The sequence below is a fragment of the Microcoleus sp. S36a_B3 genome, assembly GCF_036700745.1.
GTDB lineage: Bacteria > Cyanobacteriota > Cyanobacteriia > Cyanobacteriales > Microcoleaceae > Microcoleus.
This window is the reverse complement of record NZ_JAUBPN010000017.1, coordinates 1-24,924: the sequence shown is the minus strand read 5'-3', so window position 1 is coordinate 24,924 and position 24,924 is coordinate 1. Positions and strand designations below refer to the sequence as shown.

Annotated in this window: 21 protein-coding genes; 17 read left to right on the top strand and 4 right to left on the bottom strand. The window is 47.0% G+C overall.

The window, feature by feature from the left end; genetic code table 11:
- Positions 1 to 18 precede the first annotated feature (18 nt).
- A complete protein-coding gene (locus QUA01_RS18570; RefSeq protein ID WP_333091826.1) occupies positions 19 to 3,069 on the bottom strand; it encodes a PAS domain-containing sensor histidine kinase in 3,051 nt (1,016 codons plus the stop codon).
- Between the two features lie 532 nt (positions 3,070 to 3,601).
- On the opposite strand from QUA01_RS18570, the gene QUA01_RS18565 reads away from it, so the two are divergent.
- The 6 genes from QUA01_RS18565 (at position 3,602) to QUA01_RS18540 (ending at position 11,063) form a co-directional block, all read left to right on the top strand.
- The gene (locus QUA01_RS18565; protein ID WP_333091827.1) at positions 3,602 to 4,795 is read left to right on the top strand and encodes an NAD(P)/FAD-dependent oxidoreductase; all 1,194 of its coding nucleotides are present in this window, start codon (positions 3,602 to 3,604) and stop codon (positions 4,793 to 4,795) included.
- A gap of 191 nt (positions 4,796 to 4,986) precedes the next feature.
- Positions 4,987 to 5,694 carry an HAD-IA family hydrolase gene (locus QUA01_RS18560; RefSeq protein WP_333091828.1) on the top strand — a complete coding sequence of 236 codons (708 nt, stop codon included), beginning with the start codon at positions 4,987 to 4,989 and terminating at the stop codon, positions 5,692 to 5,694.
- A 157-nt stretch (positions 5,695 to 5,851) separates the two neighbouring features.
- Positions 5,852 to 6,475: a DUF3859 domain-containing protein gene (locus tag QUA01_RS18555; protein ID WP_333091829.1), complete on the top strand. Its 624-nt coding sequence runs from the start codon at positions 5,852 to 5,854 to the stop codon at positions 6,473 to 6,475.
- Positions 6,476 to 6,477: 2 nt separating this feature from the next.
- Positions 6,478 to 8,244, top strand: coding sequence for an asparagine synthetase B family protein (locus tag QUA01_RS18550; protein ID WP_333091831.1), 1,767 nt, complete (start codon positions 6,478 to 6,480; stop codon positions 8,242 to 8,244).
- A 111-nt stretch (positions 8,245 to 8,355) separates the two neighbouring features.
- Positions 8,356 to 9,576, top strand: coding sequence for a diaminopimelate decarboxylase family protein (locus tag QUA01_RS18545; RefSeq protein ID WP_333091833.1), 1,221 nt, complete (start codon positions 8,356 to 8,358; stop codon positions 9,574 to 9,576).
- Positions 9,577 to 9,743: 167 nt separating this feature from the next.
- Positions 9,744 to 11,063: a hypothetical protein gene (locus tag QUA01_RS18540; protein ID WP_333091834.1), complete on the top strand. Its 1,320-nt coding sequence runs from the start codon at positions 9,744 to 9,746 to the stop codon at positions 11,061 to 11,063.
- A gap of 163 nt (positions 11,064 to 11,226) precedes the next feature.
- On the opposite strand, the gene QUA01_RS18535 is transcribed toward QUA01_RS18540, so the two are convergent.
- The 3 genes from QUA01_RS18535 to QUA01_RS18525 form a co-directional block, all read right to left on the bottom strand.
- Positions 11,227 to 12,900: an asparagine synthetase B family protein gene (locus QUA01_RS18535; protein WP_333091836.1), complete on the bottom strand. Its 1,674-nt coding sequence runs from the start codon at positions 12,898 to 12,900 to the stop codon at positions 11,227 to 11,229.
- 181 nt (positions 12,901 to 13,081) lie between these two features.
- On the bottom strand, positions 13,082 to 14,542 hold the full coding sequence (locus QUA01_RS18530; RefSeq protein WP_333091838.1) for a serine/threonine-protein kinase: 1,461 nt from the start codon (positions 14,540 to 14,542) through the stop codon (positions 13,082 to 13,084).
- A gap of 444 nt (positions 14,543 to 14,986) precedes the next feature.
- On the bottom strand, positions 14,987 to 15,991 hold the full coding sequence (locus QUA01_RS18525) for a LysR family transcriptional regulator (RefSeq protein WP_333091839.1): 1,005 nt from the start codon (positions 15,989 to 15,991) through the stop codon (positions 14,987 to 14,989).
- 294 nt (positions 15,992 to 16,285) lie between these two features.
- On the opposite strand from QUA01_RS18525, the gene QUA01_RS18520 reads away from it, so the two are divergent.
- From QUA01_RS18520 to QUA01_RS18470, 11 genes are all read left to right on the top strand, one after another.
- Positions 16,286 to 16,999 carry an NnrU family protein gene (locus QUA01_RS18520; protein ID WP_333091841.1) on the top strand — a complete coding sequence of 238 codons (714 nt, stop codon included), beginning with the start codon at positions 16,286 to 16,288 and terminating at the stop codon, positions 16,997 to 16,999.
- Between the two features lie 45 nt (positions 17,000 to 17,044).
- Positions 17,045 to 17,422, top strand: a complete 378-nt coding sequence (locus QUA01_RS18515; protein ID WP_333091842.1) for a thioredoxin family protein — start codon at positions 17,045 to 17,047, stop codon at positions 17,420 to 17,422.
- A 379-nt stretch (positions 17,423 to 17,801) separates the two neighbouring features.
- Positions 17,802 to 19,847 (top strand): NAD(P)H-quinone oxidoreductase subunit 5, encoded by a 2,046-nt coding sequence (locus tag QUA01_RS18510; protein ID WP_333091857.1) that lies wholly within the window; start codon positions 17,802 to 17,804, stop codon positions 19,845 to 19,847.
- Between the two features lie 478 nt (positions 19,848 to 20,325).
- Complete coding sequence (locus QUA01_RS18505) at positions 20,326 to 21,909, top strand: NAD(P)H-quinone oxidoreductase subunit 4 (protein ID WP_442921561.1); 1,584 nt, start codon at positions 20,326 to 20,328, stop codon at positions 21,907 to 21,909.
- Between the two features lie 155 nt (positions 21,910 to 22,064).
- Positions 22,065 to 23,027 carry a restriction endonuclease gene (locus QUA01_RS18500; protein WP_333091844.1) on the top strand — a complete coding sequence of 321 codons (963 nt, stop codon included), beginning with the start codon at positions 22,065 to 22,067 and terminating at the stop codon, positions 23,025 to 23,027.
- A gap of 115 nt (positions 23,028 to 23,142) precedes the next feature.
- Entirely contained in the window at positions 23,143 to 23,379 is a 237-nt protein-coding gene (locus QUA01_RS18495) for a type II toxin-antitoxin system Phd/YefM family antitoxin (RefSeq protein ID WP_333091846.1), read from the top strand.
- On the top strand, positions 23,376 to 23,759 hold the full coding sequence (locus tag QUA01_RS18490) for a type II toxin-antitoxin system VapC family toxin (RefSeq protein ID WP_190663897.1): 384 nt from the start codon (positions 23,376 to 23,378) through the stop codon (positions 23,757 to 23,759). The genes QUA01_RS18495 and QUA01_RS18490 overlap by 4 nt, the downstream gene beginning before the upstream one ends.
- A 60-nt stretch (positions 23,760 to 23,819) precedes the next feature.
- Positions 23,820 to 24,092, top strand: coding sequence for a hypothetical protein (locus QUA01_RS18485; RefSeq protein ID WP_333091848.1), 273 nt, complete (start codon positions 23,820 to 23,822; stop codon positions 24,090 to 24,092).
- A 52-nt stretch (positions 24,093 to 24,144) separates the two neighbouring features.
- Positions 24,145 to 24,345 (top strand): type II toxin-antitoxin system HicB family antitoxin, encoded by a 201-nt coding sequence (locus QUA01_RS18480; RefSeq protein WP_106146251.1) that lies wholly within the window; start codon positions 24,145 to 24,147, stop codon positions 24,343 to 24,345.
- Entirely contained in the window at positions 24,342 to 24,554 is a 213-nt protein-coding gene (locus QUA01_RS18475; RefSeq protein WP_333091850.1) for a type II toxin-antitoxin system HicA family toxin, read from the top strand. The genes QUA01_RS18480 and QUA01_RS18475 overlap by 4 nt, the downstream gene beginning before the upstream one ends.
- 183 nt (positions 24,555 to 24,737) lie before the next feature.
- Positions 24,738 to 24,866: a hypothetical protein gene (locus QUA01_RS18470; RefSeq protein ID WP_333091852.1), complete on the top strand. Its 129-nt coding sequence runs from the start codon at positions 24,738 to 24,740 to the stop codon at positions 24,864 to 24,866.
- Positions 24,867 to 24,924 lie beyond the last annotated feature (58 nt).

Here is a 24,924-nt window from a genome sequence, read left to right as displayed (position 1 = left end):
CTGCCAACTGACTACTGACTACTGACTTCTAGCGACAGGAATCTCGATCGCAAATTCCGTACCTTGACCCGGTGCAGAATGACATTTAAGCTGACCGCCGTGCTTTTCTACCACAATTTGATAGCTGATAGACAACCCCAAACCCGTACCTTTACCGGGTTCTTTTGTAGTAAAAAACGGATCGAACAGCCTTTGATGAACCTCTGCTGGAATCCCCGGCCCGTTGTCAGCAATCCGAATCACTATATGAGAAGCATCCCCAACAGAATGATCCGCCACAGCATCCTGTTCGTATTTTACACCAGTACAAATCCGCAGCGTCGGCGAAGGACAAGAAGGAATAGGCGCAAGTTCCCCATCTGCCCAATGTCCCGTGTCCATTGCTTCTTCCAAAGCATCTATTGCATTACCGATAATATTCATAAAAACCTGATTCAACTGTCCGGCATAACACTGTACGCGAGGCAAATCACCAAACTCTTTGACTAGCGTAATTTTCGGATGTCCTGCAGTTTCTTTTAACCTGTGCTGCAAAATCAACAAAGTGCTGTCAATCCCTTCGTGAATGTCAACCTGTTTTTGTTCGGCTTCATCCAATCGCGAGAAATTCTTCAGCGACAGCACAATTTGACGAATTCGCTCGGCTCCCATTTTCATCGATGTTAACAGTTTTGGCAAATCTTTGAGCAGAAAATGCAAATCTACATCCTCTATCTCTTGTAGAATTGCTGCTGTTGGTTGAGGATATTCCTCCTGGTAAAGTTGCAGCATTTTTAGCAAGTCTTTAAAGTAATCGTCAGCGTGCATGACGTTGCCGTAAATAAAGCTAACTGGATTGTTGATTTCGTGAGCTACACCAGCTACTAACTGCCCCAAACTCACCATTTTTTCATTTTGAACCATCATGCTTTGAGTTTTGTGCACGTCCCGCAGCGCTTTGGCAAGTTCTTCATTTTTATTCCTCAATTGACTTTCCGAAAGGCGCACTGCTTCTTCTGCTTGTTTGCGATCGGTAATATCTTTGCGAATTGCTACATATTGATGGGGTTCTCCGTTAGAATTTAAGCAAGGTACAATAGTTGTATCCAACCAGAATAATGTGCCGTCTTTAGCTTGATTTTTCATCTCTCCCCGCCAAACATTTCCTTGGCGAATGGTAGACCAAAGATGCTTGAAAAAATCCGGTGAATGATAAGCTGAATTGACAAGTCTGTGGGTTTTGCCGATCAAGTCTTCTCGATTGTATTTAAAGAGTTCGCAAAATTGGTTGTTGACATAGGTAATGACACCGAATTCGTCGGTATTCGAGACGATCGCAGATTCATCTAATGCAAATTTTTCAAATTCTAATTCTTGCAGAGTTTGGCGCAGTTCGGCTTCGGCTTGCTTGCGATCGCTAATATCGGTAATCATCCGCAAAACACCCGAAAATTCGCCTTTGTCATCGAACATCGGTGTCGCTGAGACGATCGCCCACAAGTGAGATCCATCAGAGCGAGTAAACTTAAAATCGTGGCGTTCCCGAATACCTTGTCGCCTGCGTTTTACGTAACCTTCAGCTATTTCCCTGGCCTCGGCGTCGATAAACTCAAATAGCGATCGCCCCAGCATCTCCTCCACAGTATACCCCAGCATTTCCGCCATCCGAGAGTTAGCAAAAGTCGTGGTGCTATCACCGTCAAACATCCAAACACCCTCCGAAGCCGTCTCGACAATGCAGCGGTAATAACTCTCGCTCTCCCTCACTGTTGCCTCTGCTTGCTTGCGATCGGTAATATCAGTTTCTACCGCAATAAAACCTTCTAGTTCCCCAGTTTCTTGATAAATCGGCACGATCGACATCGCCACCCAATAACCTTTTCCATCCTTGCTGTAATTGTAAATTTCCTGATTAAACGGTTCACCTGTCGCCAAAGCCGATCGCATTTGAGCAATAGTTAACGGGTCAGTGTGAGGGCCTTGCAGCACATCAACCGGTTTTTTTCCCAGCACTTCTCCTAGCTTGTAACCGCTAATCCGAGTAAACCCTTCATTCACCCATTCAATGCAGCCTCCATCGTCAGTAATAATCACACCATTTTGCGTTTTTTGAGCCACGATCGCCAACCGCAACAATTCTGTTTCAGTTTTTTTACTTTCCGTAATATCTTGAGCAATACCCAGAATGTACTTAGGCGTACCCGAACTGTCAAACAAAGGAACTTTTTTAGCCTGCAAAATCCGCTTTCCCCGGCGCGGTAGTTGAATAGTTTGTTCTGGCAAATCCACACATTTTCCCGTAGCCAATACTTCTAAATCTTGTGTTTGCAAGTAATTTGCCTGCTCTGCTTCCAACAAATCAGCAGCATTGTTATTAAGTACTTCATCGCTGGAATAGCCAAATAAATTTTCGCTGGCTTTATTCCAATAAATAAATTTTTGTTCCCTAGCATCTTTAATAAACACGCTAATCGGCAGATTTTGCAGTACCGCATTCAGAAAATCTTCTGTATTTCGCAGTTGTTCCTCAGCTTGTTTGCGCTCCGTAATATCCCAAATCACTCCGTCGATATAAAAAACCCGAGACTGAAAATTTGCGGGCGAAATCGGCGAATCCGCAGCAGACAAAAAACCCTCAATTTTCCCTTGTCCCTCTTGTTTTCCTCTAGCCTCATCCACCTCGCCGCCAACAGATCTGCCTTTTTCGCAAACCCAGCTAATTGCACCGTCAGCCCGGATAATACGGTATTCAAGAATGTACGGAGTTTTTGTTGCTACACTTTTTTGGACAGCAGCATCCACATTTTGACAGTCTTGAGGATGGATAATGCTGGCAAAAGAACGGAGGCGATCGTTGATAAAATCAGAAGATGGATAGCCTGATATTTCTTGAATTGCCTCGCTCAAAAACGCCATTGTCCGTGTTGTGAATCCGCCGTCGCCCGTACCCTCGCAGGTACATCGGTAGACAGCACCGGGAATATTAGCTACTAAGTTTTTATAGCGTGCTTCGCTGCTTAACAAAGCTGAGTTGTCTTCGTTATGGCGATCGCTGTTATTAAATTTAGAAGAATTCGATGAAGTTTGCATAATGTAGTCACTTGTGAGTGTGGGGGCAAGTGTTAGAGTAGATGCCTGTATAAAAAATGAATTTAATTGGGACAATAATCCGCTATCAACTAATATAGTACAAAATTACTTGGGCTAACATTCAGAAAATTTTATTCTGGCTAATAGGCAAAGCTAATCAAAGATATTATGTAGAACGCAGAAGGCCGTTCGCCAAGGGATTTGATAACGGATTTAAGGGATTTAACACATGGATGTTCGGGAAATATTTTTCCGATTCTCCCCTTGAGACTATCTCCCTCTTTCCCCATCGGACTATTCTCCCCATCTTCCCCTCTTCCCCGATCTCCATTGGGAGCGCCTGTGTTTTACTTTTGATCTGGCGAACTCTTAAGCTCGCACTGTAACAAAAAATACTTTGTGGCAAACTTTACAGATGCTCTCTCCCCATTACACCATTAGACTATCTCCCCCCGCTGCCACTTCCCCAATTCCCCACTCTCGTTAGAATAAGAGAAGTTGCCTTGCTATCGATCGCCCTCAAACAAAAACCATGACTCAACAACAACCCCGGATTTGCATTCTCGGCGGAGGCTTTGGCGGACTCTACACAGCCCTGCGCTTGAGTCAGTTACCCTTCTCCAAAGCCGAAAAACCCGAAATAGTCCTAGTCGATCGGCGCGATCGCTTCCTGTTCGTTCCCCTGCTGTACGAACTCCTCACCGGCGAACTCCAAACCTGGGAAATCGCCCCGCCGTTTGCCGAACTATTGGAAAACACAGGCGTGCGCTTTTGTCAAGGCACTGTATCGGGCATCGACTTAGACCAGAAGCGAGTGGAGTTACGCGACGGGCCAGAAATTCCGTGCGATCGCCTCGTTTTAGCTTTAGGTGGCGAAACCCCTCTCGATATGGTAAGAGGAGCCGTTGAATACGCTTATTCGTTCCGCACCCTCAAGGACGCCTACAGCTTGGAAGAAAGATTGCGGTTTCTCGAATCCAGCAATACCGACAAAATTCGGGTGGCGATCGTCGGTGCCGGTTATTCGGGAGTAGAATTAGCTTGTAAATTAGCCGATCGACTCGGAGAAAAAGGTCGCATCCGGTTAGTCGAGCAAAGCAACACAATTCTGCAGACATCGCCAGAGTTCAACCGCGAAGCCGCCAACAAAGCACTAGAAAAGCGCAAAGTGTGGATCGACTTAGAAACATCAGTAGAGGCGATCGAATCCGACACCATATCCTTAGTCTACAAAGGACAATTAGACGTTCTCCCCGTAGACATAGTATTGTGGACAGTAGGAACTCAAGTTAGTCAAGCAGTGCGATCGCTACCCCTCAAACAAAACCGCCGCGGTCAACTAATAGTGAATCCGCAGATGCAAATTATCGACCATCCCGACATATTTGCCTTGGGAGACATAGCAGAATGTCACGATGCAACCGGTCAAAAAGTCCCCGGAACAGCCCAAACAGCCTTCCAGCAAGCTGACTACACCGCCTGGAACATTTGGGCATCCCTCACCGGCCGCCCATTACTTCCTTTCCGCTATCAGCCGCTAGGAGAAATGATGACATTAGGAATTGACAACGCCACCCTGGCCGGTTTAGGAATTAAACTCGACGGACAACTAGCCCACATTGCTCGCCGCTTAGCTTATCTCTATCGGATGCCAACATTTGATCATCAGTTAAAAGTTGGTTTCAATTGGATTAGCAAACCAATTCAGGATTTACTTAAAAAGTAATAGATAAGACGGCGAATAGAATTCGCGTCTACACAAACGATGTCCGCCTCCGCGGACGGAAAAAAATAACTTAATTCCATTCGCCCAATCTTCTTCTGATTCTTCAACCTGCGGAGGCAGGTTTTGTTTGTGTAGACGCGAATTCCATTCGCCCGGTCTTCTATTACTCCTTTTCAAATTCATTCTAACTAATGACAAAAATTATTTTTTTAGATGCCGCCGGTACACTGTTTGACGTTCGCGGCAGCGTCGGCGAGGTATATGGAAAATTAGCCAGCAATTGGGGAATAACTGTTTCTAACGAAGAGTTAAATGCAGCATTTTCCCAAAGTTTTGCCACAGCCAGTCCGATGGCATTTCCTGGGATAGAAGCGGCAAAAATTCCCCAGCTAGAATTTGAATGGTGGCTGACAGTTTCCGCGAAAGCATTTCAAATAGCAGGCGTTTTCCATCAATTCTCAGACTTTCCAAATTTCTTTGCCGAACTCTACGCTCATTTTGCCACCGCCGAACCTTGGTTTGTCTATCCCGATGTATTCCCCGCCTTAAATAGGTGGCAGCAACAAGGAATTGAATTAGCCGTAGTCTCGAATTTTGATTCGCGACTTTATCCAGTATTAAAAGCACTCAATTTAGCAGAATATTTCACATCAGTCACAATTTCCACCGAAGTTGGTGCCGCAAAACCACAGTCTCAAATTTTTACCGCAGCTTTGCAGAAACATAATTGCCTTGCTGAAGATGTGTTGCATATTGGCGATAGTTTCAAGGCTGATTATTGTGGTGCTAAAAATTCTGGGTTAAAGGCAATTTGGTTGAATCGCCAGCAGGAAATACTAGATTTAGAAAAGTTAAATTTTCCGAAGGTGGAGGAATTTGCTAGTTTGGATTTGATCTAAATATGATTTTTATGATGTTAAGTTTATGATTTTTATGAATTGACTTTAAAAATTATTTATTGAATAATATGGATAATTTAACCGCAGAGGGCGCAGAGGGCGCGGAGGAAGAGAAGAGAGGGGTGATTTATATATCTGATTTTTACTGGAAAACTCTATGGAAACTCGACTTACTCAAGTTCAGTTAGCACAGGTTGTCGCTGAAATCGATAGGTTATCAAACCAGCGTGATTTAGAATTGGGGACTGATCAGGTAAGAGAAATTTTACGGGAGTTGAATTTGCCTGATGAACTTCTGGAAGATGCGATCGCCCAAATGCGCCGTCGCGAAGCCCTAGAAAAACAGCAGCGACGCAACCGTTGGATCGCGATCGCCACGACAGTTGTTGTCATCTCTGCGATCGGTATAGGCGTGCTGTTCGGGCAAAATCAGCAGCAGCAAACTGCTCAAATTGTCGTAGGAGAAGACCGAATTGCCCTATCTCAAAAGGGCGGTGACAGCCTTACTCAAGTCAACCGTCAAATCAACCCCCGAATCTACTACCAGGTGACGTTGAAAAATGCTCCGATCGGTCGTGAGTTGTCTTTACAATGCGACTGGATTAATTCTAGCGGTCAAACTGTGCATCAGGGCAGGTATCAAACTCGCACGATCGATACTGCGGTTTGGAATACGCACTGCTTTTACGATCTCGGATCGGCTTCACCACCGGGAAACTGGGAAGTTCGGATGTCCCTGGATGGGCGCGCGATCAGCAGTGAACCTTTCACGGTGAAATAGATATGGGTGCGATCGACAAACCTTCACATTTTATCGGCTATTGGGGACTGGACGATTGCACAAAAACGCTCAGCCGTTTAGTCCCAGATTACTTCATCCGGCAGGGCAAATTATCAGACTGGGCGATCGCCTCTGCATCTGTACTCACGGCTGACACAGTGACGCTGAATGCTTGCGGGCGATTTCAACCGACGGATTTTCCGGGAGATGCTTGGGCGGCGATAGAAGCGAAACAGCTACGGCTGGGGCGCGATCCTTTTGGGCGAGTGCCGCTTTACTGGATGCAGTTGGGAGAAACGATTTGGTTTGCGACGCAAATGCAATTGCTGCTACCGCTGATTGCTTCCCCTCAAATTAGCCCGATCGCGCTACACAGTTATGCTTGTTTTTCCTACGTGCCCACGCCGTTAACGCCGATCGAGCAAATTGCATCCGTAGCAGCCGGAAGCGAGATGATTTGGGAAATCGCCGATGTTAACGATCTGCCGAAAGTACGGGCGGCGAAGCTATCCCGTAGGGAATCGCTGCAATCGGCTTGGCAAGAAGCGCCCCAACTACTGCGGAGTGAGGATGAGGCGATCGCACAATTGCAAGGGCTGTTGCAACAGGCGATCGATCGACAAGTGGCCGATTTGCCAATCGACGAACCCGTAGGCGTTTTACTCTCCGGTGGCATTGATTCTTCCCTAGTGACAGCGCTGCTAGTGAAAGCAGGCTTGCAAGTGCGCGCCTATGCCCTCGATTTTGGTGTCGAAGCCTATTCCGAACTGCCCTACGCCCAACAGGTGGCGGACTTTTTCCAGATTCCGCTGATCCGAGTGGCTGCGACAGGCGATGCAGTGTTGCGCGCGATCGGGCCAACCGCCAAAGCCCTCGATTTACCCTATGGAGATGGCACCACGGCTGCACTGTTTTTGCTCAAACAGGCAGCGGCGCAAGACGTGCGAGTTGTATTCAATGGCGAGAATGGCGATCAGCTATTTGCCGGATGGACAAACAAGCCTTTGATTGCCAACGGAGTTTACAGTGCAGAACATCCTGCGGGAAAAGAAACCTTTGAACAGCAGTATTTGCGGACGTTTCAGCGATTTTATGGTTATGAAAAACAGATTTTTTCGCCCGAAATGCTCGATCGCATCCAGTCTCACGATTTGAGCGTTTACCTGCAAGACGCGATCGATCCCGAAACCTGTCCCTCCCTGCTAGCGAGGCTGCGGCGCGCTTCGCTGATGCTCAAAGGTGCCCAAAATATTCAGCCGAGGGCCACGGCATTGGCGTTTGCTTGCGGTTTGTGGGTGCGATCGCCCTTCTGCGACCCCGACCTCACAGCATGGACGTTTCAACTCCCTGGCGAGCTGCTACTGCAAGGTGCGTGCGAAAAATACATCCTCAAAAAAGCCTCCGAACGCTGGCTGCCACCGGAAATTATCTGGCGGGAAAAGCGCGGGATGGGTGTGCCGTTGAAGGTTTGGTATTACCGGGAGTTTTGGGGTGCGATCGGCGATCGGCTGAATCCGAATCTGTTGCGATCGCAAAATTGCTGGCAACCTTATTTGGCCGACTCCATGCTATCGGGACAACTCGGAGTTGCAATGCGCGATCGCTATATTGGCAATAATCTCTGGTTGCTGCTGATGTGGCAGGCATGGCGAACCGAGGTTTTAGGCGAAATTCCGGTTAAGCGATCGCTTGATCATGTGTTTTGGTTGCCACCGGCGATCGGGCAACGCATTTGGAAATATCGAAGGAGGTTGACTGTTGACTGTTGACTGTTGATTTTACAATCTTCCCTGTTCCGAACATCCGTTAAATCCGTTAAATAATCAGTTGCCAAACATCCGTTACATCCGTTAAATAATCCGTTGCCGAACTTCTTCTATATGATTGAATCTTTGCTAGAGAATGAAACCAAAATACATTCGCCGCCATTCTCCGAAGCAATGGCCCAGCGACTGTTATCAACTTATGGTTCGCCCTTATATGTGTATCAAGCCGATCGCCTGCGTCAAACCCTAGAACACATTACCCGATCGATCGACTATCCGCACGTTCAGTTTCATTTTGCCACCGTCACCAACGGCAATATTGCTTTGTTGCAACTGATTCAGGAAGCTGGTTGGGGGCTGCACGCGAATACACCGGGGGATGTTTTTTTGGGGCTGAAAGCGGGTTTTACGGGCGATCGCATTGTCTACACGGGCAGTAACCTCAACAGGGCGGATATTCAGCAATTGATTGAATGGAAGATCGATCGATTTAACTTCGATAGTCTGTCGCAACTCCAGGATTTTTGCGAATATTCCGGCAGTCAACCGCGATCGATCCGTGCCGAAATTGGACTGCGCCTCAACTCACCGGAATTGACGGGAGACAGCCGAATCGGAGTGCGTCCCGCCGAATTTGAAAAAGCGAACGAAATCGCGCAGCAGCAAGGGTTTAGCATCACTGGACTGCATTTTTATCGGGGGACGGGAACGAACGCCACGGGCGCTTTTACGCAAGCGATCGATCGCCTGATTGCGATCGCCCAACAGTTACCCGATTGGCGAATTCTCGATTTTGGGGGTGGTTTTGGCTATCCCTATCGAGGCGGTGCAGTGTTTGACTGGCGGGAGTTTGGGGCGGCGATTACTGAACGATTGAGTGCGCTATCTCGCCCGATCGAGTTAGTAATTGAACCGGGACGATCGGCGATCGCAGGTTGCGGTATTTTGTTAGCAAAAGTTGTGTCAGTGAAGTGGTTGGGCCATCGGCAAATAGTCGGCGTGGATACCACTGTATCAAATCTATCAGTGCCTTCGGTACACGGAGGCTATCGGGCGATCGCAACTTGGGAAACCGACGATGTATCGCGACATGAAACGGATATTTGCGGCAACACGACTTATTCGCGGGATTATTTGGGGCGCAACTGTTGGCTACCCAAACTCAAAATTGGAGATGCGATCCTGATTTTGGATAGCGGGGCTTACGGCTATGCGATGTCGTCACATTTTCTGCACCGCCCCCGCCCTGCTGAGGTGTTGATTGATGCTACGGGCGATCGATTAATTCGACAGCGAGAAGACTATTCTATTTTGTTAAACGGGCAAATATTTTAATAGGGCATTGGGCATTGGGCATTGGGCATAGTTTCTTCCTTCTTCCTTCTACTTATTATCTCTCTTCTCTTCCTCTGCGTCCTCTGCGGCCTCTGCGGTTAAATCATTCCAAAACAACAGTCAACGATATAAATCCATTAAATCAATCAGGAGTAACCGAAATGGGAATGAAATGTGTCCAGTGTAATACCGATAACAATTTGCGCGATCGTACTACCAACTCAGGGCGCTGTAAGAATTGCAACCATCCCTTTGTCTTTGATCCCACTACTATCACCGATCAAAAAATCGCCTTCACCGATCCATTTTTCAAGAATGCGATCGCAGATATCTCCAGCCAAAATATGTTATTTTTTACGCCCAAACAGTTTTTGTATTTGATGGATAAACGGCTAAAAAATCGCACGTCATCTAACCTCTGGAAGTGGACTTTAGAATATTTGATCCAGAGCGTGATAATTCTAATCGTTGGCGGTTTATTCATGAGCTCTATTTTTTCTGATACTGTGGGATTTTTGATAGTCTGGGCAGTTTTAAATATTATTTGGATTGGGGGATTTTTTGCCAAAAGCAAATCTACCGAGCAAAGTGCTCGCAACAGAAGAATTAATGCCACAAATTTACAAACTTTAGGAATAATGATGTTAGTAACAGGGATTTCAGCAAGCTTGATACTGAACTATGTCCCAGGATACATCGCAGCGATCGCCCTAGGACTATTTTCCTACTGGCTGGGCATTTCACAAAAAAATAGTCCACAGATAACTGGTGAAATATTTCTAGTCAATCAAGCCCAGAGTAATGAGTGGCTGCTAGACTGGCAAAGAGTAAACGGTACACTAGAAAAACTCCTCCCTACACCTCGCAAAGAAGCTTTATCCGCCAGCATCGATCCCGAAATCAGCGCCTACAGTTTCGATCGCGCAATCATCTGCGACAGTGACGAAACCGCCCAATTCCTGATTGCCAACAACGTCCATTTTGAGAACAACTGCGCCATTCTCAGCATCAGCGGCTATCCCCAAAGCATCTTCGACACAGTAATCGCAATGCTGCGACGCAATGCGGATTTAAAAGTATATGCGCTGCACGATGCGAATTCTGCTGGAGTTAGTTTAGTGCATCAATTACGAACCAGTCCCAACTGGTTTGCAAATCAAGCCGTCACAATTTTTGATTTAGGCATTTCTCCCCGTCAAATCTTGGAAACCCGCGATATGTTTGTACAGCAATCTCAAACAATGGCACAAAGCGCTCGTCAATTACCCGACGCTGTGAGGCAAGGTTTAACAGCAGAAGAACTAGCGTGGTTAGATGCGGGTAATTTCGTGGAATTAGAATCTTTTACGCCGCAGCGGTTGTTGCGCGTGGTGAATTATGGACTTGCTCAGAGTGGCGATCCGCAGGGCAACGACGGCTTAATATTAGCGGATAATTCTGTGGGATATGGTGGCGGCTATGTGTTTGTTTCTGATAGTTTCGGTTGAGGAACAGAGGAGACGGCAATGCCGTTTCCCTACCCCAAAACAATCGTAGCAACAGAGGAGACGGCAATGCCGTTTCCCTACCCCAAAATAATCGTAGCAACAGAGGAGACGGCAATGCCGTTTCCTGATTTCGGGTAACTTGCCCGTCATTTAAAAACACTCCCTAACGGCGATTCACCTGTAACCAAATTTCCAGTGTTACCAACAGCCACAGCTTCAGCCCGTAGCGGGGAAAAACTTCGCCTCGATAGTTTAGCCATTCCTCAATCAATGCCCGATCGAGGTAAGGTGCGATCGCCGCATGACGATTCAACAGCAACGATCGCGCTTGTCGTTGCCAATCCCTCAAAAACCACTGCTGCATTGACATTACCATCCCGCTTTTTGGACGGTTGACGATCGCATCTGGCAGTAAATCGGCAACAGCAGCCTTGAGCACAGCCTTTTCCTGGGCACCCGAAAGCTTGTATTCTGGGGGAATTTGCAAACTCAGCGCCACCATCCGCCGATCGAATAAAGGCGATCGCGCTTGCAATCGGGCAGCAGCCGTGAGATTATTCACCTTAGTTAAAATGTAATCGGCACCCTTAAACTCAATATTCAGCCGCATCAACCGATTCAAAAACGTAGTTTCTGTCTGCTGCAATTCCTGTGCAAACACCGAAGGCGCATCTTTTACCTGATTCCAAACCTCCGGTTTCAGCAAGCGCGGTAAATCCACATAGCATTTCTGAAACGAAGTCAAGTAAGCTGCGATCGGATCTGGTTTACCCTGAATCGAACCATACAAACTATTCAGCAACATCGGCTTATTTTTCGGCCCGCCAAAACACGGATCGCCACCTTCCCCATTCAGTACCACATCTGCAAATTGTTTTGCCGATCGCCCCAACAGCAAATTGGGCACCGTCAAGCCTTCCCCCACCGGATCGTCCATAGCAGCCAGCGTTTCCGGTAGCAATTCCCAAATTTGCTTGGGCGAAACTTCTAAAATATGGTGCTCGGTGCCACAATGTGCTGCGACGATGTTAGCAAATTCAATCTCGTTTGGATATTGGGCCCCAAAGTGCATCGAAAAAGTGTGCACCGGCCGATCGTGCAACCGGGATGCGATCGCAGTCACGCAACTTGAATCAATGCCACCCGAAAGGTATGCTGCGACAGGTTCCCCGGCTGGTAGCCCTTCTTGCACCAGTTGTTCCAAGAGCGATCGCACTTGTTGACTGTGCCATTCCAAAGGGCGATCGGCATTCGTAATTTGCTCCTGCGGTTCCCAGTACCTCTGCGCCTTAACATCCGGTAAATACAAGTAACTACCAGGGCGCAATTCTCGCACCGATTCCCACAGCGTTTGGGCTCCGGGTACAAAGGCACAGCACAAATAGTCGCGCAAAGCAACTAAATCGAGTGTGCGATCGTGATACGGATTGAGCGATCGCAGTCGAGGCGCAATCCAGCGAGTATTTCCCGCACGGGTGTAATAGAGCGTTTTGGCTCCGACGCGATCGCGCCCCAGACACAAGGTTTTCTCCTCTAAATCCCACACAGCCAGCGCAAACTGTCCTTCCAGCAAGCTCAAAGTTTGAGGGCCCGACTGTTCCCACAGCCGCCCGACGATCGCCAAATCCGTCAATCCATCGCTGTCAATCTGTTGTTTGAGTAGCAAAGTGCGATCGAAGGAACAGTCACCCACCAGCACAAATCGCTGAGTAGGGCTGAAGGTAGGTTCAGCTCCAATTATGGCAAAACCGGCGGTTTCCCAAGTTGCAGGGTGCGATCGGGCTTTTGGACCCCAAGCGATCGCCCAATTCGGGTTAATCGACTTCTGATTTTCCATCGATTTATATCCGGTTGTATCGGAATAATTAAACCGCGAAGGCGCAAAGGACTCGAAGGAAGTCCCCCCTGCCCCCCCAAGGGGGGAAAGAAGAAGATGCTGTTCTTTCTTCGCGCTCTTCGCGTCTTCGCGGTTCGTTTAATCTTACTCCATAACAGAACTTTATATAATACAATTCCGATTAAAAAACATTAGAAAGCAACTTATAAATCAAGCGAAATACGGCTGTTGCCGCGATCGCCCCCAAAGCCCCCAAACATCCCACAAACAACACGCCAACGATCGGAGAACCGGGATAAATCATAGTTGCGGCCTTCTGCAAAGCCGGGAAAAACCACAGCACAGCCAGAGTACCAACACCAATAATCAGCATCTCAGTTTGTTCGATCGCCCTGCGGTACTGAGCGTAAATCAGCCCCCCCACGATCGCACCCAGCAACCCGATACTCAAGCCCGGAGATAGCAGCCAACTCGTCAGGGCGATCGCCAGCAACGCCCCCTCAAAACCCGTAAACGCAGCCCCACGCAAAACCTCCCAAATCGAAAAAGCCCCTCTCGGCCGAGGTTGCAGACTTCCCGGAGGAGTCACAGCAACAGGCACCGGAGGCGGCAGAGGAGGTGGTAGCTGCACAGGAGGTAGGGGGGGCGGAGTCTGCACAGCAGGCGGCTGCACGACCACCGTAGGCTGTTGAGAATTGTATTTCAGAGCCGCTTGCACCTCCGCAGCAGATTGATAGCGCTGACTCGGAGCCGGCAACAACATTCGATCGAGAACTTCAGCCAAACGCGGGCTTACCTGCACCCTAGAATGCCAATTCCACTGATTTTGATAACTATCAAACAATTCCACCGGCTGCAAACCGCTCAGCAAAGTAATGCAAGTCACAGCCAAAGCATAAAAATCCGTTGCCGGATAAACTTCTTGCCCGTTCATCTGTTCTGGCGGAGCGTAACCCAAAGAATAAATACCAGTCGAAGCCTTAGAAGTTCCCGCAGTTTGCGTCACTTGTTTAACAGCCCCAAAATCTAATAAATAAAGCCGACCATTTTTAGCCCGCATAATATTAGCAGGTTTAATATCCCGGTGAATCGAACCGCGAGAATGCACAAAATCGAGAACCTTCAAAATTTCTCCCAGCACCTCCAGCGTTTGGGCCTCCGAAAACTTACCCTTAGCAGCAAGTTCCTCCTCCAAATTTTCACCGTCAATAAATTCTTGAACCAAATAGAAAAACTGATCGTTGTTCCCCCCTTGCAAACTCGGAACAGTCAGCTCAAAAAACGCCAGCAAACTCGGAATTTGCGAATGTTCGTTTCCCAGTTCTTCCAGCACCGCCGCTTCCCGTTCAAACAGAGTATGAGCGATTCTTAGCTGTGCCGGAGTCATATTTGCCGACGGCTGCAAAAGTTTAGCCACGCACTGCCGCATCGCCGGAGTGTAGCGGTCTCTAGCCAAAAATGCCGCCCCAAAACCGCCTTGACCCAACAACCTCGCGGGCAAATAGCGGCCGCTCAAAATTAGGGGCATCCCGCAAGTCGTGCAAAACTTTTGCTGCACAGTTTTCAGCAGGGAACTGTCATCGAGGTCTGCAAAATTGTTTTGAGGGCGCGGGCAGGCCGGGCGGGTGCAGTAAACTTCCATTGTGGTTTGGGAATTGGGAATTGGGAATTGGGAATTGGGAATTGGTAATTGGTAATTGGTAATTGGGATTGCTAATAGAGGGTTGGGATTTGCTAGTTGCTAATGGTTTAATTCCTAATTATGTGCTGTTAAACTTTCTTTTTATGCAAGTTCCACTTTATTTTACCCTCTTTAGCTAGTTTTTGTATTAGCTTGTGGCATCAAACAAGCCGATTACCCATTAAGCTGTTCTACGTTTTAATTGTGCATCAAGAATCAATCAAGATATTGTGGAATCGGCACTTCCCGAGCCAGTTCCGAACATCCAATTTAAATGCAAAACAACTTACCGATTACCATTACCGATGACCCACGATCAATTAGCAAATTTTTCCAGGCGCGATCAAACCATATTTTAATCTCTAAACTAACAGCGAACTGCGCGCCTGCCAACGACCTCAAAGATTAATTTTCCGCTGCATTGGGAGTTACTATTTCTATCAGAGGTAAATCGATCGCCGGAGCTGCTTTTTTCTCCTGGATGGTGGAATAAGTAGCAAACAGGGGCAGAATTTCATTGCTGAAAGCCTCTGCTGCTTTAGAACGGTAGCGGTTGGGGTTGCAAATCAGCGACAAAATCCGCGTTACTAACACTTCGTCCATTTTAGATTTGTGCAAAACGCCCATCAGCAACTCTTTTTCGATCGCCGAAACCGACACAAAAGCAGCACCTAGCCCCGACTGAACCGCATTTTTAATAGCTTCGATCGAATTGAGTTCCATCTCGATTTTCAGGCGGCGCGTGTCAATGCCGCAGCGAGTCAGTACCTGATCGATTACTTTGCGGATAGTAGACTGGGAGTCTAGGGAAATAAACTGCAATTTATAAAGGTCTTCTTTTTGGATACTTTCTTGCTGTACCATCGGGTGAGACGGAGGCAGAATCAGAGCCAGTTCGTCCTCTGCGTAAGGAACAATTTCTAAAGCTTCTACAAGTTCGGTAGGAATTTCTCCGCCCACAATTGCTAAATCGATTTGCCCGTTGGCCACACTCCACGCGGTGCGGCGGGTAGAGTGAACGTGAAGCTGTACCGCTACATCCGGGTACTTTTGGCGGAACATCCCGATCATCCTGGGTAGCAAATATGTCCCCGTTGTTTGAGAAGCGCCGACTATCAAAGTACCGCCTTGGAGATTTTGCAAGTCTTCGAGAGCTCGACAAGTTTCTTGACAAAGCGATAAAATTTTCTCGCCGTAACTCAGCAGCAGGTGTCCGGCTTCGGTGAGTTGAGCCCTGCGCCCCCCCCTGTCAAACAGCGGCACGTCCAACTGTCTTTCTAGGTTTTGCACCTGCAAGCTAACTGCGGGCTGGGATACGTAGAGGCTGTCGGCGGCGCGTTTGAAGCTTCCTTCGGAGGCGATCGCCTTGAGAATGCGTAACTGGTCTAAAGTGAAAGGAAGGTCAGACATATATCTAAATTGTCAGTTGTCAGTTGTCAGTTGTCAGTTGACGGTTGTCAGTTGTCAGTTGTCAGTTGTCAGTTGGTAGGGGCGGTGGATGGTGCGTGCGGGCCCTCTTAGCTGTCAGTTGTCAGTTGACGGTTGTCAGTTGTCATAACAGCAAACAGCGAGCAGTCAACAGCGAACAGTCAACAGCAAACAGCGAACAGTGAACAGTTAACTGACTGATAACCGCTGAATGCTCCTATAGATACTTTGTGACACAACTTGGCCACGAATCAATAACTTTTCTTAATATTTGCAATGACGATCGACTTAGCGCTTGACTCCCACTTAGTTATTCTGGGACTTTTATTCGGTTTTGCGATCGCCCACAGCGGTTTAGCAGCCCTCCGGCCAACAGGTGAAAAGCTGATGGGGGCTAGACTTTACCGGGTTTTGTTTGCCCTTGTCAGTTTGCCGCTGGCGGTAATTCTGATTGTCTATTTTTTCAACCACCGCTACGACGGCGTGCAGCTTTGGCAAGTACAGGGAGTGCCCGGAGTTAAACCCGCAGTTTGGATACTTTCAGCAATTTCGTTTCTGTTTCTGTACCCCGCAACCTTCAACCTCCTAGAAATTGCCGCCATCCAAAAGCCGGATGTTCACCTCTACGAAGCCGGGATCATCCGCATCACCCGTCACCCGCAAATGGTGGGACAGGTGATTTGGTGCGTGGCCCACACCCTGTGGATTGGCACTAGCTTTACCCTCTTCACTTCCATCGGTTTGGTACTTCACCACCTGTTCGGAGTGTGGCACGGCGACCAGCGGCTGCGGGCGCGTTTTGGCGAATCCTTTGAAACCATCAAATCTCAAACCTCAATTATTCCATTTTTGGCCATCCTGCAAAAGCGTCAAACCCTTGATTTGCTTGAGTTTATGCGTCCTTCCTACGTAGGTGTAGTTATTTTTACGGGCCTGTTGTGGAAAATTCATCCTTTTTTGATGCGTGTCACTGGGAACATATACTGGTAGCATGATCCCTAGGATAGAAAAAAAATTATTAAATTTTGAGGGATCATGGTGTTGTCGGTTAGCGAACGCACTTTTGCACAAGAGGTATTTCAAGCCTCTACCCCCGTTTTAGTTCACTTTTGGGCACCTTGGTGCGGTTTGTGCCGCGCGATCGACCCTACGCTTGCGACTTTTGATGCACAGTGGGCAGGAAAAGTCAAGCTCCTAGGGGTGAATGCCGACCAAAGTTTGAAGTTAGCCAACACTTATCGGCTGACAAGTCTGCCGACTCTGATTTTGTTTGAGGGCGAAAAAGTTCGATTTAGATTTGAACATTATCAAGGACGCGAGGAACTGCGGCGCACTCTCGATTCTTGGATGCTAGCCACTGTGAATTCTCCCCAAACTCAACGCCTGCAACCGCAGCAAGCAGTTAACAGGTAAGGATTCCCAGACATTTGGCCCGCGCGGTAGAAAGTATTTGGAATTCCCCATTTATTTCGATCGGCCATCCGACGACACCTCAGTAGAGGCAGAAACCGAGTTTTTTTACGAAAATACGGCGTATATCGCCTGATATCGATAAAAACTCCGTTTCTTGAGTCGATCGGCTCCAAAAGTGTATTGATTTGTCAATCTATCTTTAGGAATAGATTGAAAGCGAACAAGATCGATCGGGAAAAAACAAAGCAGTTCTCCAGCATTGTCGATCGGCAATACTGAAAAATTGGAGCGAGTATTTTTGCCCAGTGGCGCAGGCGTGTGTCACAATTGTTTACAGTTTTGGCAATATCTAGTAGAAACTTTAAACAACCTATCAGTCATGGAACTGCTTTATCTATACGCTTGGCTGATTCCAGTCCTGCCGCTGGCAGGCGCAATGCTAGTAGGTTTAGGCTTAATCACCTTTAACCAGGCAACCAACAAACTCCGACAAGCGAATGCGATCTTCATCGTCTCCACGCTGGGAGGGTCAATGGTACTATCTTTCGCATTGCTGTGGAGTCAACTACAGGGCCACGCACCCTACACCCGCAATATTGAGTGGGCCTCTGCTGGCGACTTCTCGCTAAAAATGGGCTATATCATCGACCCCCTGACGGCGGTAATGCTGGCGATCGTCACCACGGTCGCCTTTTTGGTGATGATTTATACCGACGGGTACATGGCACACGATGACGGGTACGTGCGATTTTACGCCTACCTGAGCATCTTCAGCGCCTCAATGTTAGGTCTAGTCCTCAGCCCGAACATCATTCAGGTTTACATTTTCTGGGAACTCGTAGGTATGTGTTCATACCTGCTAGTAGGCTTTTGGTACGATCGCAAACCCGCAGCAGACGCCTGCCAAAAAGCCTTCGTCACCAACCGCGTCGGCGACTTCGGCTTGCTGCTAGGCATCCTCGGCATTTACTGGGCAACCGGCAGCTTTGAATTTGAGGTGATGGGCGAACGCCTCCACTCTCTAGTCGAATCCGGCGCCCTTTCGGCGACTCTAGCGACAATCTTCGGAGTTTTGATCTTTTTGGGCCCAGCCGCCAAATCAGCTCAATTCCCCCTCCACGTCTGGCTCCCAGACGCAATGGAAGGCCCCACACCGATTTCGGCCCTGATTCACGCGGCCACGATGGTAGCCGCCGGCGTATTCCTGATCGCTCGGATGTACCCAGTGTTTGAAGGGCTGCCGGCTGTGATGAATTTGATCGCCTGCACCGGCTGTTTTACAGCATTCATGGGTGCTTCGATCGCAATTACGCAAAATGACATCAAAAAAGGCCTCGCCTACTCCACCATCTCCCAATTGGGCTACATGGTCATGGCAATGGGAGTCGGCGCCTACAGTGCCGGACTGTTCCACTTAATGACCCACGCTTACTTCAAAGCAATGCTGTTCCTGTGCTCAGGTTCAGTCATTCACGGCATGGAAAATGTCGTCGGCCACAACCCAGCTCTGGCTCAAGACATGAGAGTCATGGGGGGCTTGCGTAAATATATGCCGATTACCGCTTCTTGCTTTTTAATCGGTAATTTAGCAATCTGCGGCATTCCGCCCTTTGCAGGTTTTTGGTCAAAAGACGAAATCCTCGCCCAAGCTTTTCACGCTAATCCAGCTCTCTGGGCTGTGAGTTGGCTGACTGCGGGCATGACCGCGTTTTATATGTTTCGGATGTATTTCAGCACCTTTGAGGGCGAATTCCGAGGCAATGACAGCGCCATCAAGCAACGACTCCTACAACCTAATCTGGTTTTCGGCCCCGGAGCGATGAATGTTAAGGAATTGGCACCGACTGGCGAAAGTCACGGCGAACACGACCATTTTCCTCACGAATCTCCTCTGACAATGGCTCTGCCGTTGGTGTTGCTGGCTGTACCTTCAGTATTTATCGGTTTTGTCGGTACGCCGTTTGCTAATTATTTCGAGCAGTTTGTGCACGCGCCGGGGGAATCTCTAGAAGAAGTTTTGCAACACGCCGCTCAGTTTGATTTGACGGAATTCCTCATCATGGGCGGGAGCTCTGTAGGTATTGCTTTGCTTGGCATTACTTTGGCTTCTCTGATGTATTTGAGCCGGAAAATTGACCCGAGTGCGGTAGCTGCAAAAATCAAACCGCTTTACGAGTTCTCCCTCAACAAGTGGTATCTCGACGATATCAACGAAGTTCTCTTTGTCAAAGGCAGCCGCCGTTTAGCGCGACAAGTCATGGAAGTGGATTTGCGAGTTGTCGATGGTATTGTCAACTTGACAGGGTTTCTGACTCTGGTAACAGGCGAAGGTTTGAAATACTTTGAAAGCGGTCGCGCTCAATTTTACGCCCTGATCGTGTTTGTCGCAGTTCTGGGTTTTGCGATCGTTTCTGGAGTCAGTTAAATCTGTAGGGAAATGGCAATGCCTATTGGTCTCAACAATCGCCTGAAACCTTTTGTCTTTCTCCTTTACTGCCGAAGTCTGATCCCCCTAAATCCCCCTTAAGAAGGGGGACTTTGAGCAGATTCTTGTCCCACCCCCTACTCCCCTTTTTAAGGGGGGCTAGGGGGATCTGGCCTCGGAGATCGACGAGAGATACAAAGGTTTTCAGGCGATTGTTGAGACGCCTTGGGCGAAGCGAAGCGGAGGGATTGCCGTATCCCCACCAAGAGATATTTTAAGAAATGCTATTAGCTCAGTAACTCACAATTGACAATTAGCCAATAGAAATAAATTTTGAATGAAACTCATTTTTGGCGATCGTACAAATTGTCGCAAATATAGCAAAAACAAATGTTTCGTATAAAGAAAGTATAAAATTTATAGGAAAACGGTTAAAATATGTTTAAACCTAATAGTTGATGGCTAATTTTAAAACGCAATGGATACAGCTAATTTCCCCTGGTTAACAACAACAATTCTGTTTCCCATTGCTGCGTCCTTGCTGATTCCTTTGATTCCCGACAAGGATGGCAAGACGGTGCGCTGGTATGCACTAATTGTAGGTTTGATCGATTTTGCTCTGCTTGTTTACGCTTTTTGCACTCATTACGACTTCAGCAATCCAGATTTGCAACTGGTAGAAAGCTATACTTGGGTACAGCAACTCGATTTAAATTGGTCGGTGGGTGCTGACGGTTTGTCGATGCCGTTGATTTTGCTGACTGGTTTTATTACTACGCTGGCTACTTTAGCAGCTTGGCCGGTCACATTTAAACCTAAGCTTTTTTACTTTTTGATGCTGATCATGTACGGCGGACAAATCGCAGTTTTTGCCGTACAGGATATGTTGCTGTTTTTCCTAGTTTGGGAACTGGAATTAGTCCCCATTTACCTAATTTTGTCCATCTGGGGCGGCAAGAAGCGCCTCTACGCAGCAACTAAGTTTATCCTGTACACCGCAGGCGGTTCGCTGTTTATTTTGGTGGGCGCGCTGACAATGGCGTTTTATGGCGATACCGTGACTTTCGATATGCGGGCGATCGCGCTTAAAGACTTCGCCCCCAATATAGAATTGCTCCTGTACGCAGGTTTCTTAATAGCCTACGGCGTCAAACTGCCAATTTTTCCCCTCCACACTTGGCTCCCTGACGCTCACGGCGAAGCCACCGCACCCGCCCATATGTTGCTAGCAGGAATTCTGCTAAAAATGGGCGGCTACGCTTTATTGCGGATGAATGCGGGAATGCTCCCCGATGCTCACGCTACCTTCGCACCGCTGTTAGTAATTTTGGGTGTAGTTAACATTGTTTACGCCGCCTTAACTTCTTTTGCTCAGCGCAACTTGAAGCGGAAAATTGCTTATTCTTCGATTTCGCACATGGGCTTTGTGCTGATTGGGATAGCTTCGTTTACCGATTTGGGAACCAGTGGTGCAATGCTGCAAATGGTTTCCCACGGTTTAATCGGGGCGAGTTTGTTCTTCATGGTAGGTTGCACTTACGATCGCACCCACACCCTCATGCTCGACGAAATGGGCGGTGTCGGTAAGAAAATGCGTAAGGTTTTCGCGATGTGGACTGCTTGTTCTATGGCTTCCTTGGCTTTGCCGGGAATGAGCGGTTTTGTAGCAGAATTGATGGTGTTTGTGGGTTTTGCAACCAGCGATGCTTACAATCCGGTATTTAAGGTTTGCGTGGTATTTCTAGCGGCTGTCGGCGTAATTTTGACTCCGATTTATCTGCTGTCAATGCTGCGGGAAATCTTCTACGGCCCTGAGAATAAGGAATTGTCGGAACACGAGGAATTGGTGGATGCGGAACCGCGAGAAGTGTTTATTATTGCGGCTCTGTTAGTGCCGATTATTGGCATTGGGTTGTATCCAAAGATGCTGACTCAGGTTTACGATGCGACTACTTCACAGTTGACTGCAAAGTTGCGGGCTTCTGTACCGTCTCTGGTGGCTAAGGCTGCTGATAAAACGGTGGCTCTGCGCGCTCCGGCGATCGAGCCGAGCAAGTTGTGATTTAAACTGGATTTAGGAAGAAAACCCCCAAACCTAATTTAAAAACGGGTTTGGGGGTTTTCTATTTTGTTTTTCGGTGGGGCGATCGAAACTGAATTCTTTGGTGGTTGTGCTATCTTAGTGGAGTATCTGTTAAAAACATTACATTAGCAGCCATGCCGACACCTTCCACAAGTGATTTACCAAAACCTAAATCTTGGGATGAGTTTGAGGATATTACATGGGAAATTTATAAACGAAAATGGCAGGAGAATCATGCACAGAGATATGGCAGAAGTGGGCAGGAACAAAACGGTATTGATATTTATGGTCGGCAAAACAGTTCCGACAAGTATATAGGTGTTCAGTGTAAACGATATAAGGATAAAAAGCTAACCCAGGAAATAATCAAGGCAGAGATTGTCAAAGCAGAAGGCTTTTCATATCCACTCAGTGAGTACATTATTGCAACTACGGCATCAAGAGATACAAAGCTTCAAGATTTTGTCCTGTCTTTAAATCAAGAGCGTGGAGCAGAAAATAAGTTCGCTGTCTATATAGTGTTTTGGGAAGATATATGCAATGACTTGGCAGATCCCAATAATCGTGATTTGCTCAAGAAGTATTATTCTGAGTGGGAACCGATATTTAGCAATGAAGAGAAATCTATAAGTGAGCAGGTTGCATCTATTCATTGTCTTTTGAGCTTTGAAATACAGCAAGACTGCAACTTACTTCAGGAACTTCTTAATCAAAATCAATATGATTTATTGGAAAAATGGCAATCATGCTTTAGTCAAAATCGCGGCGTATGGGGAGATATCCCGTCTCGTTTACTTCTTGCTGGAAGTAGTAGAGAGTTAATGTCAAAAGTTCAATTTTTTTACCAGCAATTGGATGATATTGAGAGTAGGTGCAAAAGTCTACTTACCTTTAAATCTCCTATTCAACCTTTTGAGTCAAAACCCAAATATGCTGGGTTGCACTGTGATACAATGGCTAGTCAAAAAACGACCGAATCAGAAGAGATAAAGTTAATTAATCGAAATAAAAAATGCTCTATGAACTTCAATAAGCTGAAAGAAAAAGTTCAGGAAACGCTGAATCTTGGCAATCAAGTAACTTGTGAATTCAATTAAATTATGCAATTGCTCGGACTTGATATAACAAGCCCGTTGTAGGCCGACTGTATCGAGCATCTACAATTGAGTGAGGCGGAGTATTCTCGATTAAGCTTTATACTGAGGAATTTTTATGTTGAACGTGACAGTTGACGAAATTCAGCGCGATCCTTCAAAGTATCTGCGTCAAGTGGAAGCAGGTGCAACTTTTGTTATCCTGCTTGCAGATAAGCCGATCGCCGAACTAAGACCGATTTCTAGCAGCAAGCAATTACGACCATTTGGTTTGTGTGCAGGCGAGTTTACCGTTCCAGATGATTTCGATGCTCCTTTGCCGGAAGATATCCTCAGTGCATTTGAAGGTAAATGAAGATTCTGCTAGATACGCACATCTTTTTATGGTTCATCAGTGGTGACGCCCAGTTATCAACAGATGTTCGAGATGCAATTCGCGATCCAGATAATGAGGTATATTTGAGTGCAGTTTCAGTCTGGGAAGCAATTGTCAAGTACCAGTTGGGTAAGTTACCTCTGCCGGAGCATCCCGAAACATATTTACCCAAACAGCGCGATCTTCATCAAATTGTCAGTCTTTCTCTTGATGAAAGTAGCGTAGCTCAACTGGCTAAACTGCCACCATTACATCGCGATCCATTTGACAGAATGCTTATCTGTCAAGCTTTAGAGAATGGTCTGACTATTGCGACAGTAGATGGGGCAATTCGTGCCTACTCGGTCAGCGTTATGTAGGAGTGTAAGTGAGCTATCATATCCATAACAGGATCAAAAGTTACAAAAAAGAGGGAATGTATGCAAACAATCCTTTTGAGTCGTGAAGAAGTCGCTCGTCGTGCGAAACATTTGTATGAAAGCACCATCCGCCCAAAAATTGAATTAGAAGAGAATATTGGCAAGATGGTCATCATTGATATTGAAACAGGTGACTACGAAGTTGATAAAACTGGGCTAAAAGCCGCACGTAGTCTGATGGCAAAGCATCCGTATGCTCGACTTTTTGGCATTCGTATTGGTTACAATGTGGCTGCTTCGTTGGGTGGTGTAATGGAGCGTGTTAGTAAGTGATTTCTGGTATCATATCCATATCGATCGGATATATAGCTATTAGAGATTGCTCATGAAGATTAAAGCGATTATCTGGCAAGAAGATGGCGTATGGTGTGGCTCAGTTCCAGCACTTCCAGGTTGTCACACATGGGGAGAGAGTTACGAACAGTTGTTAGAGATGCTTGAAGATGCTGTTCAGGGTTGGCTTGAAGTCGCTAGCCAACAAAATGAGCTTGCACCCGATAAACAGTTAATTGAGTTATCTCTATGAAATCTGTTTCTGGAAAAGCACTCTGCAAAATCGTTGAGGGATATGGTTGGGAGCTAAAAAGAATCACTGGTAGCCATCATATCTACGCAAAAGAGGAGGTTGCAGTTATTCTCTCTATTCCTGTACATAGCAATAGAGATTTACCTACTGGAACCCTAAGAAGTCTTCTCAAAGATGCTGGGATTGCGGAGGAAAATCTGCAATATTAGCCTGCTATTCAGTACGATCGCTCTTTTAGCTTCTAGCATTATTGTTCTACGAAGAGTTCTGTCTTCAAAAATGGCGATCCTCTTCGTTGGCGCAGCCCCCGTAGGGGCGGGCTTCGCTAACGCACCGAGTAAGTGAGTATCATATCCATAACAAGAGCAAGAATTACAAAAAAGAGGAAATGTGTGCAAACAATCCTTTTGAGTTGTGAAGAAGTCGCCCGTCGTGCAAAACATTTGTATGAGAGCACCATCCGCAAAAAAATAGAGTTAGAAGAGAATATTGGCAAGATGGTTAAGCTGAGACGCAGCTAGATTGTATAATATAAAAAAATAAGCAATCATTAGTTATAGTGTATGCCAGCCAAAAATC